Source organism: Candidatus Poriferisodalis sp. (assembly GCF_965198245.1).
GTDB lineage: Bacteria > Actinomycetota > Acidimicrobiia > Acidimicrobiales > Poriferisodalaceae > Poriferisodalis.
Genome location: NZ_OZ240249.1, coordinates 1,730,659 through 1,747,686 on the forward strand (window position 1 = coordinate 1,730,659; position 17,028 = coordinate 1,747,686).

Sequence of the window (17,028 nt, forward strand, 5' to 3'; positions counted from 1 at the left end):
GTCGCTCGTCTGACGAAGTCTTGGAATCAGGCGTCTTGCAGGGCTCGCCAGACGTTCTGCGGGCTGCAGGGCATGTCGATGTGGTCAATGCCCAGGTGGGCGACCGCATCGCACACGGCGTTGTGCACCGCAGGCGTCGAGCCGATCGTGCCCGACTCGCCGATGCCCTTGGCGCCCAGCGGGTTGCGGGGGCTCGCCGTCTCGGTGTTGGACACCTCGAAGCTGGGCAGCTCGGCCGCCGACGGGATCAGGTAGTCCATCATGCTGGCGTTCAGCGGGTTCGCATCCTCGTCGTATTCCACGTGCTCGAACAGCGCTTGCGCGACGCCCTGCGCGATGCCGCCGTGCTGCTGGCCGTTGACGATGAGCGGATTCATGATCGTGCCGCAGTCGTCGACGGCGATATGGCGAATCAGCTCCACCTCGCCGGTGTCGCTGTCAATCTCGACGACGGCAACGTGAGAGCCGAACGGGAACGTCGCATCGGATCCGTCGAAGTTCTCCTCGGCCATCAGACCCGCATCGATGCCCGAAGGACGGGCGCTGTCGTCGTTGGCCAGCTTGGCGATGTCGGCCCAGCTCACCGAGCTGGTCGGCACACCGGCAACTGCCAAGGCGCCTTCGGCAACCACGATGTCGTCGGCAGAAGCCTCGAGCAGATGCGCGGCAAGCTGCTTGCCCTTTTCGAGCACGGCCTGGCTGGACAGGTACACCGCCGAGCCAGCGGTCTGCAGCGACCTCGAACCCAGCGTGCCCGCTCCGGATGGGACCTCAGCCGTGTCGGCGTCGACGTGTGTGACATCGTCCATCGAGATGCCCAGTACGCCCTCGACAATCTGGGCGAAAGTCGTGGCGTGGCCCTGGCCGTGGCTGGAAGTGCCGACACGGATCGTGGCTGTCCCGTCGGGGTGAACCTCGGTGCTGCCGTACTCCACGTGCAGGCCCACCGGAGCGGTGATCTCCACATAGGACGAAACGCCGATTCCCATCAGCTTCGAGTCGCCCGCGTCGCGGCGGGCCTGCTGGGTGGCACGAAGGTCGCCATAGCCCGATGCTTCGAGCGCCGCATCCAGTGACCGCTCGTATTCGCCCGAGTCGTAGACGACCCCAGTTTGCAGCTCCGCAGGGAAGGCGTCGGGCTGGAGGAAGTTCTTGCGGCGCATCTCCGCTGGATCCATGCCGATCGCAGCGGCCGCCTGGTCCAAGATGCGCTCGACCATCTGGGTGGCCTCTGGCCGTCCCGCACCCCGGTACGCACCGATCGGGGTGGTGTTGGTGATGACGGTGTACGCCTTGAAGTGGATCGTTGGAATGTCGTACACGGCCTGGGAGAGCATGCCGGTGAGCAGCGGCAGGATCGCCCCGATGACCGGGTACGCCCCGGCGTCGGCGACGACGTTTGCCCGCAAGCCCACGATGCTGCCGTCGTTGCGCACGCCCATCTCGGCGTTCATGACCATGGCTCGGCCCTGCACCATCGAGAGCATGTTCTCGGTGCGGGTCTCGGTCCAGCGGACCGGCCGGCCGAGGGCCTGGGCTGCCTTGCCAGCCACGATGTACTCGACGTAGCAGGCCGCCTTGGGGCCGAAGCCGCCACCCACCCAGGGCGCAATGACCCGCAGTTGATCGGCTTCAAGGCCCAGCGCCGGTGCGAGCGCGTCGCGCATCGAGTGGGCCGCCTGCGTCGACAGGTACAAGGTCATCGAGCCGCCGTCGCCGGGCACGGCCACGCAGCCGTTGGGTTCCATTGGCACGCCGGCCAGACGTTGGGTCACGATGCGCTCGGACACCATCGCATCGGCGCCTTCGAACGGATCACCCGCGTCCTGCACTTCGGCATCGGGGGCGATGTGGGCGAAGCAGACGTTGGAGTCCTGGCCCTCCCACACAACCGGCGAGTCCGGCGACAACGCAGCCTCGATGTCGGACACGATCGGCAGCGAGCTGTACTCGACGCTCACCATCTCGGCCGCATCGTTGGCTTCGCTCTGGGACTCCGCTACCACGGCAGCCACAAGGTCGCCGACGTAACGCACCCTGTCCGCTGCCAGCGGCGGCCGGTTGTACGCCGGGTCGATCATCGGGAAGCCCTGGAAGGCGTCCATGGGCATGTTGTCGGCGGTGTACACCGCCAGCACACCCGGCATCGACTCCGCGTCAGAGGTGTCGACCGAGGTGACTACGGCATGTGCCTCGGGCGAGCGAATGAACGCAACCTTCGCCGAATCAATGTCGAGATCGTCGACGTAATGATTCGCCCCGGTCAGCAGCCCGGGATCCTCCCGGCGCTGTACAGGATTCCCCAGGATCGAGCCCGATGCGGCCATCGCTTGCCCCCTTGTGGCCGACGCCCCGCGAGCGGCGCCAGATTGCGGTCAGATTGCGTGCCCGACCGCACGCGGCCCGGCGTCAGCCGCGACAGTAGCCCAACGATCAACTGACGCTGTGCGCCGGACGGGCCGTCGCCACGGGCACGCTCGGGCTCAGTTCGATGCGGCCCTGGCGCCTTCGAGCGTTGACAACCAGCTCGCCACGGTGTGCGCCGCGAGACCGGGGTTCTCGCAGATCCACCAATGGCCTACGTCGAGCAGCTCGGTGACCCGAGCGCCCGCTCGCTTTGCGACTCGGCGATGCATGACACCCCCGCCGGTGAAGTGATCGCCAGCCGCCAAGATGCAGAGCCCGGGTCGCTGACCAGCGGCGGCAATGTTGAAGCCGAGGTCGGACATAGCCGGCTGCGAGGCATCGCGGTAGAGCGCCAAGATGCATCGCCCCATGTCGGCGTTGATGTGCGGCACGACTGCTGCCGCCACATCGGGGCCCATGCCGAGACCGGCGTAGAAGGCGACGCGCTCGTCGTCAGGGCGGCTGATCATGCGCTCGATCGAGGCCTCACCGCGAGGCGACTGCCACACCTGCGCAGCGTCGTGCCACTCGTAGTCGGGATCGAACAGCCCAACGACATCCGTGCACCATGAGCGGATGAGGTCCGGTCGCTCCATGGCAATGCGCATGACGTGCCCGCCGCCCCAGTCGTGGCCCAGCAGGTCGATTGGCCCTGCGCCGCCCGCCTGGAGCTCTTCCAACTCGGCGGTGAGCCAATCCCGGTATTCGTTCATGGTGGCGCCGAAGTCGTTGGGTGCGGGCACGCCGAACCCGGGGGGCGACAGCGCTACGACGTCGTCAGGGCCGATGCCATGGCGCTCGAGTGCGGCTCGCATCGGGTCCCAGATGGCGGTCGTCTCCGGATTGCCGTGGACGAGCACGAGTGTCATGAGGTCGCTTCCTCGCTAGCGGGGTGTCTACGTCGATTCGCTGTCACGCTTCTGTACGCAAGAATGCCGCCTGGAGCGGCATTTCTGCGCAGAAAACCCGCAGCTTCGTTTCTCTGCGCAATAAAGCCGCTGGGAACGGCATTTCTGCACACAGAATGACATCGGGCCGGGATTCAAGTGGTCGGCGCGGAAGCTCGGCCGGCTGCACGCAGTTGCACGGTGGCGTCGACGTCGATGGATTGGCCGTCGTCGCCAATCACGACGCCATAGTCGCGACGCGCACCCTCAATGCTGACGACGTCGTCCATCACGTCTCGCAGCACAGCGGCGGGCTCCCGTTCGAGTGCGTTACCCCAGCCGCCCCCGCCCGGTGTGTCGGCGATCATGCGTGCCGGACCAAGACGCTGAACCCCGTACTTGGGCGGCACAAACGTCGGTCCGTCGGCGTCAGTGTCGACGGGGACGATCCACTCCAGACCGACGCCACCGGTGCCGCCGCCGCGAACGCCGTGACCAGACGGCGTGTCGAGGCCTTCGGCCCTGTACGACCAGATGGCCGGTCTGAGAATGTCGGCCTCGTAACGCACACCCGTTCCGCCGCGCTTCTGGCCTGGGCCGGCGTTGTCACAGCGCTGTTCGTGGCAGATGTAACGCACTGGATACATCTGCTCGTGGAATTCCAGGTTCGGCAGGTCGAGGCCGCCGAGCGTGATGAGGTGGCCCATCTGCGGGAAGCCGTCGCGTTCGGCGGTCGCTCCCGGCGTTGCCATGGCATGCCACTGGTACATCACCCACGTGGTGCCGTCATCGCGGCGCCCGGTGACGTGGCCGTGCATCGTCTTGGACCACGCCGCACAGGCCCGATCTGGATCGGCTTGCGCGAGTGCCTGCCATACCGCGATCACGATCTCGTGGGCGACGAACACGGTGTTCATCGTCATCGGAGCAGGTGGCAGTGCGTTCACGATGCTGCCTTCGGGAGCGATGATCCGCACTGATCGGTACGTGCCCTCGTTGCGCGGGATCGACGTGTCGAAGAACGACGACACGGCCAAGTACACCGACGAGTAGGTGTTCGCCACCGAGCTGTTCTTGAAACCCTCGATCTGGGGATCGGTGCCGGTGAAGTCCAGCGTCATCTGGTCGCCTTCGACTGTGAGTTGCACCCGGACGGCGATGTCGGCGGGGCCGAAGCAGTCGTTGTCGGTGCGGTCCTCGCCGTAGTAGGTGCCGTCGGGGAGCGCCGCGATGGCTGTGCGCATGCGTCGCTCGCCGTGGGTCAGGACACCGTCGAGGTAGGCCAGGTAGGGCTCGACGTCCAGTTCTGCAACGAGGCCGAGCACCCGCTCCGCCCCGATGCGGGTGGATCCCAGCATTGCCAGCAAGTCGCCGTCGAGCAGCTCGGGCGTCCGGCAGTTGATGAGCAGCAGCTCCCAGAGGTCGTCGCGGACGTTGCCGGCTTCGATCAGCTTCATAACCGGCAGCCGGATGCCCTCCTGCCAGATCTCCGTCGCCTCCGGGTTGTAGGTGCCCGCAAGCCCGCCGCCGATGTCGGACTGGTGGGCGCGATTGCAGCAGAATCCGACGAGCGTGGGTTCGCCAGTGTCGGCGCCAGCCTCGTCATTCGTGCTGTGTTGTTGCTCGCCCTTACGGGCGACGCTGTGCTGTTGCTCGCCCTGACGGGCGACGAACACCGGCCTCGCGATGACCCAGTCGGGCAGGTGGTTGCCGCCGGCGACGTAGGGATCCGACAGCAGGAAGACATCCTCGGGGTTGATGCGGCCCTCGTAACGCTTCAGCAGGGCACGCACGGCGAAACCGCCGCCTCCGGTGTGAATTGGGATGCCGTCAGCATTGGCGACAAGCGTTCCGTCGGGTGTCGTCACGTAACACGAGAAGTCGTGGCTCTGGCTGAAGATGGTGCTGCGCGCCGTGCGCGTCATGACCCAGCCCATGTGCTTGCTGATCTGATCAAGCCGGTTCTGCATGACCGCGAGCACGATCGGGTCCAGTCCGAATGCGTCCAGTACAGGCGCTGCCTCGCCGTTTGATTCGTTACGGGATCGGCCTGATTGCACGCTGCGGGACACGGCGGCATCACCCGACACCGAACCGTCTGCGGTCTCGTCAACCGGTGTCAGATCGATGAACAGGTCCCCGTTGGCGTCCACCCAGAGCTGATCGCCGGGACGCGCCACGACGGTCGTAGTGAGTTCCTCGACCAGGGCTGGCCCGACGATGGTGTGGCCCCGCTGCAGCAGCTCGCCGTCGAAGACTGGCGTGTCACACCAACCGAACGGACCGTGCCACACCGAACGCGTCTCGATGGGTTGGGGAGCACCACTTGCCACGGGTGTTTCGGTGGTCGCGACGTCACCGGTGGAGGCCCTCGCCACAAGGCGAAGCGAGGCGACCATGATTGTGCCGTCGGGCTGGACGTGGCCGTACAGCCGTTGGTACTCGGCTTCGAAGGCGGCCCGGACTGCGGCGGCGTCGACTGTGGACCCGCTTCCCCTCGGCCCGGGCTGTACGTGAGCCGGAACGCGAATGGACCAGAGCTGGCCTGGGTGGTGCAGTTCCAGCTCGCAGTCGAGGGTCACCTGGCCGGAAGCGAAGCCCTCACCGCTCATCACCGCGAGCGCTTGAGCGCGCAGGGCCTCGAATCCAGCATCGATCTCGGCGAGGTCGAGCTCATCCAGCGAGCCCATCAGGAATCGCGTGAAGTCCTGGCGTACGTCGGAGTGCAGCATCCCAATGGCACACAGCGCACCCGCATCGCGGGGCACATAGACGCGATCGCATCCAAGGCCCGCGGCCACCGAAGCGCCGTGCATCGGTCCGGCGCCTCCCGCAGCCACCATCGTGAAGCGCCGTGGCGAGTGTCCCCGCTCGATCGAGATGTGCTCGGTAGCGCTGAGCAGGTGCTGCTCAACGACCTCGACGATGCCGGCCGCTGCCTCTTCGATCGTCATTCCGAGCGGTTCGGCCACGTGGGTGCGGATTGCTTCTCGGGCCGCGTCGATGTCGAGATCCAGGGTGCCGCCCGCGGATTTACCGGGGCGAAGCCGACCCAGGACCAGCTGTGCATCGGTGACGGTCGGCAGCGTGCCGCCATGGCCATAGCAAGCGGGACCGGGATCGGCGCCAGCGCCCTGCGGCCCCACGTACAGCAGGCCGGCCTCGTCGACTCCCGCGATGGTCCCGCCTCCCGCGCCGATCGTGTGGATGTCGATGGCAGGAGTGGAGACGTGGTAGCCCGCGATCATGATGTCGTCGCGGGTGTCCACCTCGCCGCCGGACATGAGCATCACATCGCATGAGGTTCCCCCGATCTCCATCGAGATGAGGTTCCCGGGCAGGGCGAGACTGCTTGCAGTTCTGCCATTGGAGACCACACTCTGTGCATTCTTGCCGCCTGAGGCGGCATTATTGCCGTGAGAAACAGTGGACGCGTCTGCATTGCTGACCAACGCTGCGTCCACGGCGTCGCGGTACAGGTTCAGCGCGCCCACGGCGGCTGCGGGGCCGCTGAGCAGCAGGTTCACGGGCCGTCCCGACACCTGATCGACAGACGCAGCACCGCCGTTCGACTGCACCAGCAGGATCGCGTGACGCAATCCGGCTGCCGCCAGCTCATCGTTCAGCGAACGCAGGTAGGACACGATCTTCGGTGACAGCGTGGCGTTCACGACGGCGGTGGAGGTGCGCTCGTACTCGCCCATGAGCGGTGAGACCGCAGCCGAGGTCGTCACCCATGTGCCGTCCCACTGCTCCCGCACGGCTTCGGCAGCGGCGCGCTCGTGTGAGTCGTTCACGAACGAGTTCATGAACGCGATGGCGACCGCCTCGACGTCGTGGCTGGCGAAGTGCTCAAGCACCGGGCCGAGCCCGCTCAGGTCCACCGGTTGGTGCTCGGCGCCGTCGGAATTGATGCGCCCGGGAACCGTGGCGCGCAGGTACCGGGGCACCAGCACGGGCGCGTACGGGGCACGGTGGTTCCACTGGTCCTCGCGCATCCCGCGGCGAATCTCCAGCGTGTCGCGGAATCCCTCGGTTCCGATCAGCCCCACGACGGCGCCCGTGCCCTCGAGCATGGTGTTGGTGGCGACAGTGGAGCCGTGGACGAACAGCGAGCAGCCGGTGAGCACATCGCCCAGCGGCATGCCGAGATCCACGGCCACGCGTGCAAGCGCGGCGTGTACTCCCCGGCTGGGATCTGCAGGCACTGAGGGCACCTTCGCCACCCACGTTGCGCCCTGCGCGTCAGCCAGGACCAGGTCGGTGAAAGTGCCTCCGACGTCCACGCCGATCCGCCATGGCGCAGCAGGCCGCCGCGGTGGGCGGGCAGTACCGCCAGTAGAGCTGTCGCTTGCAGGAGGCGTGGTGGACTTGCTCACACGCCCAGTCTCGCACCCTTGGCCTCGACTCGGCTCACGAAACCCGCAGCCGCACTCGCGGCACACCACGCGCTGCCGGTCGGGCGTCTGCACACGCATCAAATGTGATGAGTCAGTCGTCGTATTCGGTGACAAGGTGACAGGTGGATGTCACGCAATGGGCAAGTGAATTGAGTCGAGGGATTGACCCGTGATGCGCCTATACAGCCTGATTGCCTGATCGTCCGTGAGGCTTGCGATGAAATCGGCGGCGCGACGCGCTGAATGGCATTCCAGATAGAACTTGCGGTCAAAAAAGGGCGTATTGAGCGGCGTAGAATTCGGTCCGCTCTTGGAGCCGATATCGCAATAGGCATCAAACAATTCCGTGATGATCCGCCTATGGCCATACCGCTGAGCGTTCAGGCTTGGAGCGTCGATGACGTATTTTCGCGTTAGGTATTTTAGAATCTCGGCGAGTGTCCGGCCTTCAGGCTGAACCATGACTTCGCCGTCCTCGTCCATGATGAGCGTTAGAAGCGGGATGAGGTTGGCACGGTAGAAGTCCTCAAGATCATGGACCGCATATGTAACATCATCAGCCCAGTCCATGATTTCGGCCTCCAGACTCCGTTGATTCTCGTCTGCGGGCTGAAGTTCCATCGCGAATTTGAAGTCTTCAAGCTCGGTTTCGTATGCGCTCCACTTCTTGCTGCGATCGCTGTCGATCCTAGGGTGGTTGTTCGAATCCAGATCCCTTAGCCATGGGTACTTCAACACAGCGCGCAAGGTTGCCCGCGTCAGATCTAGGCCTGGAGGTGTATCGGGATCAGCTTTCGTGAACGCAAGCTTTGTTATGACTCGAAAACTCTGTGCATTGCCCTCAAATCCATCATGGCACCCTTCATTGCGTACCAGTTCGTCAAGTGTGCGTTCGGTTGCATGGCCGAATGGCGGGTGGCCAATATCGTGCGCCAGGGCAGCCGCTTCGGCCACTTCCGGATCTAGGCCGCCCAAATGGTCGATTTGCTGGGGTTGAAACTTGCGGTGAGTGTATTCAGCCAGCCGACGGGCGATCTGTCCGACCTTCATGGAATGTGTTAGGCGGTTATGAAAGGTGAGGCCCTCATGTGCTCCGACAACTTGTGTTACGCCTAGGAGCCGTCGGAAGGGATCGCAATACAACACTCGATCACGATCACGGGCCCCATTTGGGCGAGGGTCGTCGGGTGAAGCGCTGTCGTGCCGTCGGTGTTCGCGCACTCGAATGTCCCGGCTGCTCGCCGTGAGCTACTTGACGAGTTGGGGGACGAGGCCTGGACCCAAGGTGACGGTGTGCTCGGAGAGCATCTTGTAGAAGCGACGTTGCAGCGCCGGAAGGTCAGCATCTGCTTGCTTGCCCGCCTCTCGAAGCCATCCTCCGTCGCAATCGAGATGATTCTCAATTGCATTGCGGATGGCCTCATCGATGACTTGCGCTCGCTCATCAGTCACGGTGACCTCCGCCTCCTCGTCCGTTCCCCGGGCGACCCGCGTCGTCCGGAGCCGCTGCGCCGAACTGTACCGGCGACGCGAGCGGCCAGAGCGGAAATCTTGGACTGCCGTGCGGTCGTGTGAGGAACCGTACGTCAGGCGCTTTTCTGACCTTGCGTGGCCGCAAGACGCGCCCCCTGCGGGGGACCGGTGCCAGACTTGGCCGATGTTTGAGCAAGCTCAGCGCCGATGACCGTCCGGGCAACCCTGGCGGGGCCATGGTCCACGGATCACTCCGCGGCGCTGTACCGGCGGGCGCAGCAGTCGATCACCGATGGAACGTCGCGGGCAACGCTGCTTCGCAAAGGCCATCCCATCTACGTCGACCACGGCGAGGGCGCATGGGTGACCGATGTCGACGGCAACCGCTACTTGGACTGCAACAACAACTTCGCATCGATCATCGTCGGGCACGCCGACCCGGCGATTGGCGCTGCCGTGCAGGCACGCATGGCTCGGGGGACTGCATTCTCGCTGCCCAACGACGCCGAGATCGAACTGGCGGAGCTGCTGTGCGGCCGGGTGGAGAGCTTCGACCTCATCCGCTTCTGCAATTCGGGGACCGAGGCCGTGATGGGTGTGCTCAAGGCCGCCCGCGCCTACACCGGACGGCCGAATGTCATCAAGGTGGAGGGCGCATATCACGGCACGTACGACCACGCTGAAGCCAGCCAGTCACCCGATCCCACCAACTGGGGCGATGCTGCGGCGCCCGCCACCGTGCGTTACGCCGTCGGCACGCCCGTGTCGGTCGAAGACGAAGTCGGCATCATCTCATTCAATGATGCCGAGGGTGCCCGCACAGCAATCCGACGCGGCGGTGATCGGCTGGCGGCCGTGCTGCTCGACGTCATGCCGAACCGTGTGGGGATGCCCGCCATCGATCCGGAGTTCATCGCAGCGATTCGCGAGACCACCCGGGAGGTGGGAGCGCTGTTCGTGCTCGATGAGGTGATCTCGTTCCGACTCGGTTACGGCGGGGCACAGACGAAGCTGGGCATCGACCCCGACCTCACGTCACTGGCCAAGATCATCGGCGGGGGCTTTCCGGTGGGTGCCATTGCTGGCCGCGAGGGGCCCATGTCGATGTTCACTCGCGTGTCGGGCGACCGGGCCAAGGTTCCATCAAGCGGCACCTTCGCCGCCAATCCCATCTCGATGACTGCCGGACACGCCGCGATGGCCCAGCTCGACCGGGAGGCGTTCGCTCGGCTGGACAAGATCGGTGAAGAGGTACGGACCGGGCTGCGGCCGATCTTCGACGGCGCAGGCCTCGACTGGCAGGTCACCGGTGCCGGCAGTCTGTTCCGGGTGCATCCGCACAACCGCACCATCCGCAACTACCGCGACTCGCACCTGTCGAGCGATGAGGCGACTGAGATCACCGAGTTCGGCCTGCGCATGCAAGCCCACGGCGTCTATTTCATTGCCGAGAGCCTGGGCTGTTTGAACCTGGCCACCAGCGATGACGACGTCGATCACTTCCTCGCGGCCGCAGAAGCGTCGCTGCCGAGCCCATAATTCTCCTCATATGCCGAACGATCGCAGCACCGGGGAAGCCGAAGCCGGGATCTTCGTCGGCTACAACCTCGATCCGACCCAGTCGATGTCGCTGCACGCCGATGCCTACACCGAGGACCGCTGGCACGAACTCGAGCAGCGCGAGGTGTTCGCCCGTAGCTGGCAATGGGTTGGCCACGTCGAGCCACTGCGCGAACCCGGCGACTACACGGCGCTGGACGTCGCGGGCATGCCAATCGCCGTGGTGCGAGGCGACGACGGTGTGCTGCGGGCCTTCTACAACGTCTGCCAGCACCGGGCCCATGCGCTGTTGACGGGCACGGGCCATACCGGCAGCATCGTGTGCCCGTACCACGGCTGGGCCTACGACCTGTCGGGCAGTCTGCACCGGGCCCGCCACACCGACGACGTCGCCGGCTTCGACCCATCCGTTATCTGCCTCAAAGAAGTGCAAGCAGAAGAGTTCGGCGGCTTCGTGTATGTCAATCTCGACCCGTCAGCCGCACCGCTGTCCACTCAGGCCGGAGGGCTCGGCGACGAAATCGCTCAGTGGGCGCCCGATGTGGACGACCTCACCCACGTCCGCCGCTTCGGTTACGACATCGCCTCCAACTGGAAGAACGTGGTCGACAATTTCCTCGAGTGCTACCACTGCCACATCGCCCACCCCGACTTCGTGACGCTGGTGGAGATGGACACCTACCGCGTCGACACCCACGGCATCTACTCCAGCCACATGGCCCGAGCCGGCCATTCGGCCAATGCCGCCTACGACGTCGATGGCTCCAGCGTGAAGGATCTCGCGGTGTGGTGGCTGTGGCCCAACACCTGCCTGATGCGCTACCCGGGCCGTGGCAACTTCAGCGTCATGCACATCGTCCCGGCGGGGCCTGAGCGCACCCTCGAAACCATCGACTTCTACTTCGAAACAGCAGAGCTGACCCCCGCTGACATCGAGTCGATGCGCTACATCGACGAGGTGTTGCAGCCTGAGGATGTCGCGTTGGTCGAGAGCGTGCAGCGAGGCATGCGCACGCCGGCATTCACCCAGGGCCGCCTCGTGTGCGACCCAGGCGGCTCGGGCCTGTCCGAGCACGGACTGCACCATTTCCATGGGCTAGTGCTGGATGCCTACCGCCGCGCTGGCACCGCCTAGAGCGCTAACGGAGCGGCGGCGATGCCTGCCTGCCTCGACCGCCCCGACTTTGTGCAGAAATGCCGCCACAGGCGGCAAATCTGCGCAAAGAGTGCGCGACAGTCGTTCCCTGAGCCGTGACCGTTCCGCGCAGCCTCCGCAGCTCTCGCAGGCGATCACGCGACCCCGTCGTGCGTTGGATGGGTCTGCGACACTGAGCCGATGGCGGAACGAATCGGGTCCCAGGTCGGCGGCCAGCGCTCAGAGGCACAGTCCGCTGCGCTGTATGCCCGCGCACGGCAGTGGATTCCTGACGGTGTGTCCCGAGCGACGCTGCTGCGGACACCGAACCCGATCTACGTCGATCACGGCGAGGGCGCATAGGTGACCGATGTCGACGGCAACCGCTACCTGGACTGCAACAACAACTTCACCTCGCTCATCATGGGGCACGCCGACATCGACCATCTTCTGGCAGCCGCCACGGCCGCGCTGCCGAGCTGAGTCCCGGCCGCGGTCGATGTTCGAACGTGCACGCTTGGGTTGGCAGCTCATCGGAGCGTCGTGGCGTCTACGCCGGCGGGCCTCTTTGCAGTGGCCTAGGTAGGCTACATTCATGGCGCTTTCGGAGACTACGACCCTTCGTGTTCCCAGGGAGTTGCGGGACGAGATCTCTCGACTGGCTGAGCTGCGAGGCACAACGATGCTCCGTGTCGTCACCGATGCGGTGAGTCGGCTCGGCCGTGAGGAATGGTGGTTGTCGGTTCGCGACGCGCTTGGTGGATTGGACGCCGCGCAAACGGCCTCGTATCTGGCGGAGAGTGCGGGCTTGGACGCGGCGGTGGCGGATGGTCTCGATGGTCCGTGAGGGACACCTGATCCGTGGCGATATCTGGCTGGTCGACTTCGGCACGGACCCACAGGATCCCGAACAGGCCTTCAGGCGCCCGGCGCTCATCGTGTCCGACGACCGGTTGCACCATCCAAATCTGCAGATGGTCATCGTGATCCCGGGAACGTCTGCGATTCGTGGGATCCCATTGCATCCGGCGTTCTCCCCGGACAGCAACAATGGCCTGACCGCCGAGACGGCGTTCCAAGTCGAGCAGGTACGAGCCGTATCGACCGCTCGCCTTGTCGAGAGGCTTGGACGACTCGATGCGCTTGGGCTCGAGGCGATCGACGAGATAATGCGAAACGCACTCCGCCTGTAGCCGGTCCCGCTCCGCCGACGAGGCGACCCACCTGTGCCGAGAACGGCAATACCCCGGGCGCATGCCACGAAGGCATTTGCGACACCGGGGAATTGCGGTCAAGCGTACGCTCACTCGCCGTGGAATTCAACCATCGAGTCGAGCAAGCGATCTCGACACCACGGCTCGGCACCTTTCGTCATCAAGCGTCGTCCGACGATCACGCTTGGGCGTTGTACCGATGGAACATCGATCTGGCAGCGGCGGTCGCGCCACTTGCTGCGGATCTCGAGGTGACGCTTCGCAACACGATCCATAATCGACTCGCCGATCATTTTGGTCGTGCCGACTGGTGGGCCTCGAGCTCGCTGCTGCTCGACGACATCACGGCTGCGATGCTGACTGAGGTCGTCCGCAAGCATCAGAAGAAGATCACCAAGGGCACCTTCGGACCGGGAAAAGTCATCGCCGACTCCACGCTCGGTGTATGGGTGCACTTGTTGGGACGGGGTGGGCAAAGTGCTCTCGGGCGCGCGATCGACTACGAAACGAATCTCTGGCGCCCGGCACTTCGCTTTGGCTTCTCGAAGGGCACCACCACTGCTTCAGGTCGAGAAGGGAGGCCCGCCCGAGCCGAGGTGCATAATCGCGCCGCACTGTTCCAGCGCCTTCGCAACCGGGCTGTGCATCACGAACCGATTCTCAACGGCATCCAGATCCCCGGTTCGAACACGGTTGTCGCGCTCGACGACGTGTGGGAGCAATCGCTCGAACTCCTGCACTGGATGAGCCCGGATCTAGCGGAACTCCACCGAGGGCAGAGCGCTATCTTCGATCTGCTGCAGCACCGGCCTCAGCCATGATGGCGAATTCGGGTGCTTTCGGCGGCAATGGAGTCCCCGGAACCGTCCCTGCTTCGGCGAACGGCCGGAGTTCGGCCTGTCATCGCAGGAAGTTGCATTGGGGAGCCCCGCAGTCAGCCCCTGAAGCAGCCGCCGGTTGCTCCTAGTGTCGGCGCGATGACAGACGCGAACAGCACAGATCCGAACCTTCTGCCAGCGGTCGAGCTGGCGTCGCTCATTCGCCACGGGAAGGTGTCGGCGACCGATGCGCTCGAGGGTGCAATCGAGCGCTACGAGCGCTTCAACCCCGCGGTGAATGCTGTGATTCTCACCCGGATGTCCGAGGCGCGCGAGCGCGCTGCTGCAGCCGATGCTGCGCTGGCGGCGGGGGAGTGCTGGGGGCCGCTGCATGGCGTGCCGATGACCATCAAGGAAGCCTTCGACTGGGCCGACACGCCATCGACGTGGGGCAATCCAGCCTGGGCCGCCAACGTGGCCGACACCGACGCCGTCACGGTGGCGCGGCTGCAGCAGGCGGGTGCGGTCATCTGGGGCAAGACCAACGTGCCGCTCATGCTGGGCGACTGGCAGAGCTTCAACGACATCTACGGGTGCACCAACAATCCGTGGGATCTGACCCGCACACCGGGCGGCTCATCGGGCGGATCGGCGGTCGCACTGGCGACCGGCATGGCCTCGTTGGAACTGGGCTCGGACATTGGGGCCTCCATCCGCAACCCCGCGCACTACTGCGGCGTATTCGGCCACAAGCCGACCTACGGGTTGGTGCCCGACGGGGGTCACGCCGTGCCTGGTGCGCTGGTCGGCAGCGATATCGCGGTGTGCGGCCCGCTGGCGCGCAGCGCCGCCGATCTGGATGCGGCGCTTGATGTGCTTGCCGGGCCGTCCGGCTTCGACGCGAACGGTTACCGCGTGGCGCTGCAACCCGAACATCGCGACACGTTGGGGGCGTTCCGGGTGGGCGTCATGCTGGACACGCCGGTAATTCGCAACTCGACAACCATGATCGACACCTTGCAGCGGGCGGTGGATGCGCTGGCCGCTGCAGGAGCTGACGTCAGCGAAGCCACGCCCGACATCGACCAGCATGAATTCAACGAGAACTACCTCATGCTGCTACGAGCCGCCACGGGCGCGCTGGCCGACGACGCGATGTGGAACGACGCGCGGTCCCGCGCCCACCGGTACAACGACGGCGAGGGGGACTACCAGTCGCTGGTCGATTACGCGATGACGATGACCCACCGTGAGTGGTTCGCGCACCACAACAAGCGCGAGGGCTACCGCCAAGCCTGGGCGCGATTCTTCGACGACTATGACCTGCTGCTGTGCCCGATCGCAGCGTCGGCGGCGTTCGTCCATGACCACACGGGCACCCGGCCGTCTCGCACCATCGACATCGACGGCCGCCAGGAGCTTGGCGTGGATCAGCTGTTCTGGGCAGGCTGGAGCTGCAGCGTGTATCTGCCCGGCACTGTTGCACCCGCCGGACTGACTGCCGACGGGCTGAATCTGCCGGTCGGCATCCAGATCGTGGCCCCGCATCTCGGCGACCGTCGCTCGATCCGTTACGCCTCCCTCATCGAACAAACCCTCGGAGGTTTCGTCTCCCCACCCGGCTACGAGTAGTCGAGCCTTCGCACTCATAATGAAAGTGCGTTCCCGACGGGTGCAGGTCTGACTTGAGTCTTCGCTGGCTTGGTGCCTTGAAAACGATCTGTCGGGTTGGGTCCTGTCGGGGGCGCGCACCAGCCGGTCGGAAGGAATGTGTCGACGGTGTCGCTGAACTCTGGGATCTGCCCGAGGCCGTAGATGTTCGCGAACCGGTCGAGCGCATCTAGCGCGCTCTTGCGGTCCTGGGCGAGATAGAGGCCGTGCGGCTCACCGAGCGTTTCCCAGGCTGCCCTCAGCCGCGGGTGCTTGTCGAACAGCTCCTCGAGGTGGGCATGCTCGGCGGCGTCGAGCATGTCGGGTCTTGCCATGAGCAGGCACCTGGCCCGGAACCCTTTGGGCTCGAAGACGGGCTTGACGCCTTCGGGCTTGCGCCTTTGAACGTCGCGGCGCACGGCGGCGAACCATCTGATGACGTGGAACCGGTCCAGAACATGGCGGGCGTGGCCGAGCTGCTCGTCGAGGCTGCCTTGCATGCCTTGGACCCCTCGGACACCGCGGCCCTCACGCCCCGGCACCATTTGTGCCCCTGGGCAGCGAGAATGCACCTCAGAGCTGCTGCGCTGCGGTGGGGCACCATGGCGAGCCACCTCGCCGGTGTCGCCGTTGACGAGCACGGTCACGTAGCGATGCCGTTCGCGGATCGAGGTTTCGTCCACCAAAAGCACTCGGCATCGCCGGTGGCGGCGGTGCTGGGCGACCAGGCCGACGTATGCGGCCACCAAGGCCATCACTGTGTGTCAGCCCACCTCGTGGCGACCAGCCGGCGCTGACCGCTATCAAGCGGGCATCGGCCAACAGCCGACGCGCCAAACGAGCCGTGACCCTGCCGTCGAACGCCTGAGGGTCCTCGACAAAGCGCCGGTCGCAGACGTGGCAGACCGTGCGGTGCCGCACCCACAACAACAGCACCGGCCGTCCCGAGATCTCCAGGTCCCGGATCTTCTGTTCCCGGCGGTCATGGCAGCGCCCGCTGGGCGTCCCGCAACTACCGCAGCGCGAACGCGACACCGTCGAGGTCACCCTCACCGCCAGCTGCTCAGGCATGTCGACCACCGCCTCCAGCACCCGGATCCGCGGCAGCCACAGCCACAGCCGCACCGACATGACGTCCCGCGCCATCGATGCCCTCCCGGGTTCGGCGTCTGCAAACACTGATCCCAGCAGGGCCTCGCCCCCTACAAACGAACCCCCCTGTCATCCCACAATTTCGCGAAGGGCCGAGTCATCGGCGAGCTCTCGATTACCTCCCCGCAGCCGCTTGGTAGATCTCGCCGAAATGTGTCCCTGTATGAGGCTGGTGAATTGCCGACAGTGGTGCAGTTTCGCGGTATTTCTGAATCCGCGTGTTGAGCGAACGAGGGGTCTTAGTTGTAATGCCCATGGACGTTGTTGACGGGTCTGGTCGTGGGATGAGTTGAGCCTCCGTGGCAGTGTGGGGTTTGTTGGAATCCCAGACTG

The 17,028-nt window shown here is 65.2% G+C and carries 13 protein-coding genes and 1 pseudogene; 7 read left to right on the forward strand and 7 right to left on the reverse strand.

The genetic code is table 11. The features are described from left to right. Positions 1-26 precede the first annotated feature (26 nt). The 5 genes from ACOCMM_RS07945 to ACOCMM_RS07965 all read right to left on the reverse strand — a co-directional run bounded on the left by ACOCMM_RS07945 (position 27) and on the right by ACOCMM_RS07965 (position 9,145). Positions 27-2,327, reverse strand: coding sequence for a xanthine dehydrogenase family protein molybdopterin-binding subunit (locus ACOCMM_RS07945; protein ID WP_419552638.1), 2,301 nt, complete (start codon positions 2,325-2,327; stop codon positions 27-29). Between the two features lie 156 nt (positions 2,328-2,483). Then, complete coding sequence (locus ACOCMM_RS07950) at positions 2,484-3,275, reverse strand: alpha/beta fold hydrolase (RefSeq protein ID WP_419552639.1); 792 nt, start codon at positions 3,273-3,275, stop codon at positions 2,484-2,486. A gap of 173 nt (positions 3,276-3,448) precedes the next feature. Continuing rightward, positions 3,449-7,672: a hydantoinase B/oxoprolinase family protein gene (locus ACOCMM_RS07955; RefSeq protein WP_419552640.1), complete on the reverse strand. Its 4,224-nt coding sequence runs from the start codon at positions 7,670-7,672 to the stop codon at positions 3,449-3,451. A gap of 150 nt (positions 7,673-7,822) precedes the next feature. Further along, positions 7,823-8,914 (reverse strand): deoxyguanosinetriphosphate triphosphohydrolase family protein, encoded by a 1,092-nt coding sequence (locus ACOCMM_RS07960; protein WP_419552641.1) that lies wholly within the window; start codon positions 8,912-8,914, stop codon positions 7,823-7,825. Positions 8,915-8,941: 27 nt separating this feature from the next. Continuing rightward, positions 8,942-9,145: a hypothetical protein gene (locus ACOCMM_RS07965; protein WP_419552642.1), complete on the reverse strand. Its 204-nt coding sequence runs from the start codon at positions 9,143-9,145 to the stop codon at positions 8,942-8,944. A 228-nt stretch (positions 9,146-9,373) separates the two neighbouring features. On the opposite strand from ACOCMM_RS07965, the gene ACOCMM_RS07970 reads away from it, so the two are divergent. The 7 genes from ACOCMM_RS07970 (at position 9,374) to ACOCMM_RS08000 (ending at position 15,525) form a co-directional block, all read left to right on the forward strand. Further along, positions 9,374-10,705 (forward strand): aspartate aminotransferase family protein, encoded by a 1,332-nt coding sequence (locus ACOCMM_RS07970; RefSeq protein WP_419552643.1) that lies wholly within the window; start codon positions 9,374-9,376, stop codon positions 10,703-10,705. A 10-nt stretch (positions 10,706-10,715) separates the two neighbouring features. After that, on the forward strand, positions 10,716-11,861 hold the full coding sequence (locus ACOCMM_RS07975; RefSeq protein ID WP_419552644.1) for an aromatic ring-hydroxylating oxygenase subunit alpha: 1,146 nt from the start codon (positions 10,716-10,718) through the stop codon (positions 11,859-11,861). A 201-nt stretch (positions 11,862-12,062) separates the two neighbouring features. Next, positions 12,063-12,224, forward strand: coding sequence for a hypothetical protein (locus ACOCMM_RS07980; RefSeq protein WP_419552645.1), 162 nt, complete (start codon positions 12,063-12,065; stop codon positions 12,222-12,224). Positions 12,225-12,456: 232 nt separating this feature from the next. Then, positions 12,457-12,708 carry a hypothetical protein gene (locus ACOCMM_RS07985; RefSeq protein ID WP_419552646.1) on the forward strand — a complete coding sequence of 84 codons (252 nt, stop codon included), beginning with the start codon at positions 12,457-12,459 and terminating at the stop codon, positions 12,706-12,708. After that, positions 12,698-13,054, forward strand: coding sequence for a type II toxin-antitoxin system PemK/MazF family toxin (locus tag ACOCMM_RS07990; RefSeq protein WP_419552647.1), 357 nt, complete (start codon positions 12,698-12,700; stop codon positions 13,052-13,054). Before ACOCMM_RS07985 ends, ACOCMM_RS07990 begins: the two co-directional genes overlap by 11 nt. Positions 13,055-13,173: 119 nt before the next feature. Then, complete coding sequence (locus ACOCMM_RS07995) at positions 13,174-13,896, forward strand: hypothetical protein (protein ID WP_419552648.1); 723 nt, start codon at positions 13,174-13,176, stop codon at positions 13,894-13,896. A gap of 156 nt (positions 13,897-14,052) precedes the next feature. Beyond that, entirely contained in the window at positions 14,053-15,525 is a 1,473-nt protein-coding gene (locus ACOCMM_RS08000; RefSeq protein ID WP_419552649.1) for an amidase, read from the forward strand. Positions 15,526-15,539: 14 nt separating this feature from the next. Here ACOCMM_RS08000 and ACOCMM_RS08005 read toward each other — a convergent pair whose 3' ends face one another. Next, positions 15,540-16,289: a transposase gene (locus tag ACOCMM_RS08005; RefSeq protein WP_419552650.1), complete on the reverse strand. Its 750-nt coding sequence runs from the start codon at positions 16,287-16,289 to the stop codon at positions 15,540-15,542. 157 nt (positions 16,290-16,446) lie between these two features. Next, positions 16,447-16,689 (reverse strand): annotated as a pseudogene (locus ACOCMM_RS08010) (transposase family protein); the annotation flags it as partial. Positions 16,690-17,028 lie beyond the last annotated feature (339 nt).

Bases quoted from the DNA above. Each gene is read 5' to 3' on its own strand.
- ACOCMM_RS07975 (WP_419552644.1), top strand. From the start codon at position 10,716: ATGCCGAACGATCGCAGCACCGGGGAAGCCGAAGCCGGGATCTTCGTC.
- ACOCMM_RS07950 (WP_419552639.1), bottom strand. From the start codon at position 3,275: ATGACACTCGTGCTCGTCCACGGCAATCCGGAGACGACCGCCATCTGG.
- ACOCMM_RS08000 (WP_419552649.1), top strand. From the start codon at position 14,053: ATGACAGACGCGAACAGCACAGATCCGAACCTTCTGCCAGCGGTCGAG.
- ACOCMM_RS07990 (WP_419552647.1), top strand. From the start codon at position 12,698: ATGGTCCGTGAGGGACACCTGATCCGTGGCGATATCTGGCTGGTCGAC.
- ACOCMM_RS07945 (WP_419552638.1), bottom strand. From the start codon at position 2,327: ATGGCCGCATCGGGCTCGATCCTGGGGAATCCTGTACAGCGCCGGGAG.
- ACOCMM_RS07970 (WP_419552643.1), top strand. From the start codon at position 9,374: ATGACCGTCCGGGCAACCCTGGCGGGGCCATGGTCCACGGATCACTCC.
- ACOCMM_RS07985 (WP_419552646.1), top strand. From the start codon at position 12,457: ATGGCGCTTTCGGAGACTACGACCCTTCGTGTTCCCAGGGAGTTGCGG.
- ACOCMM_RS07980 (WP_419552645.1), top strand. From the start codon at position 12,063: ATGGCGGAACGAATCGGGTCCCAGGTCGGCGGCCAGCGCTCAGAGGCA.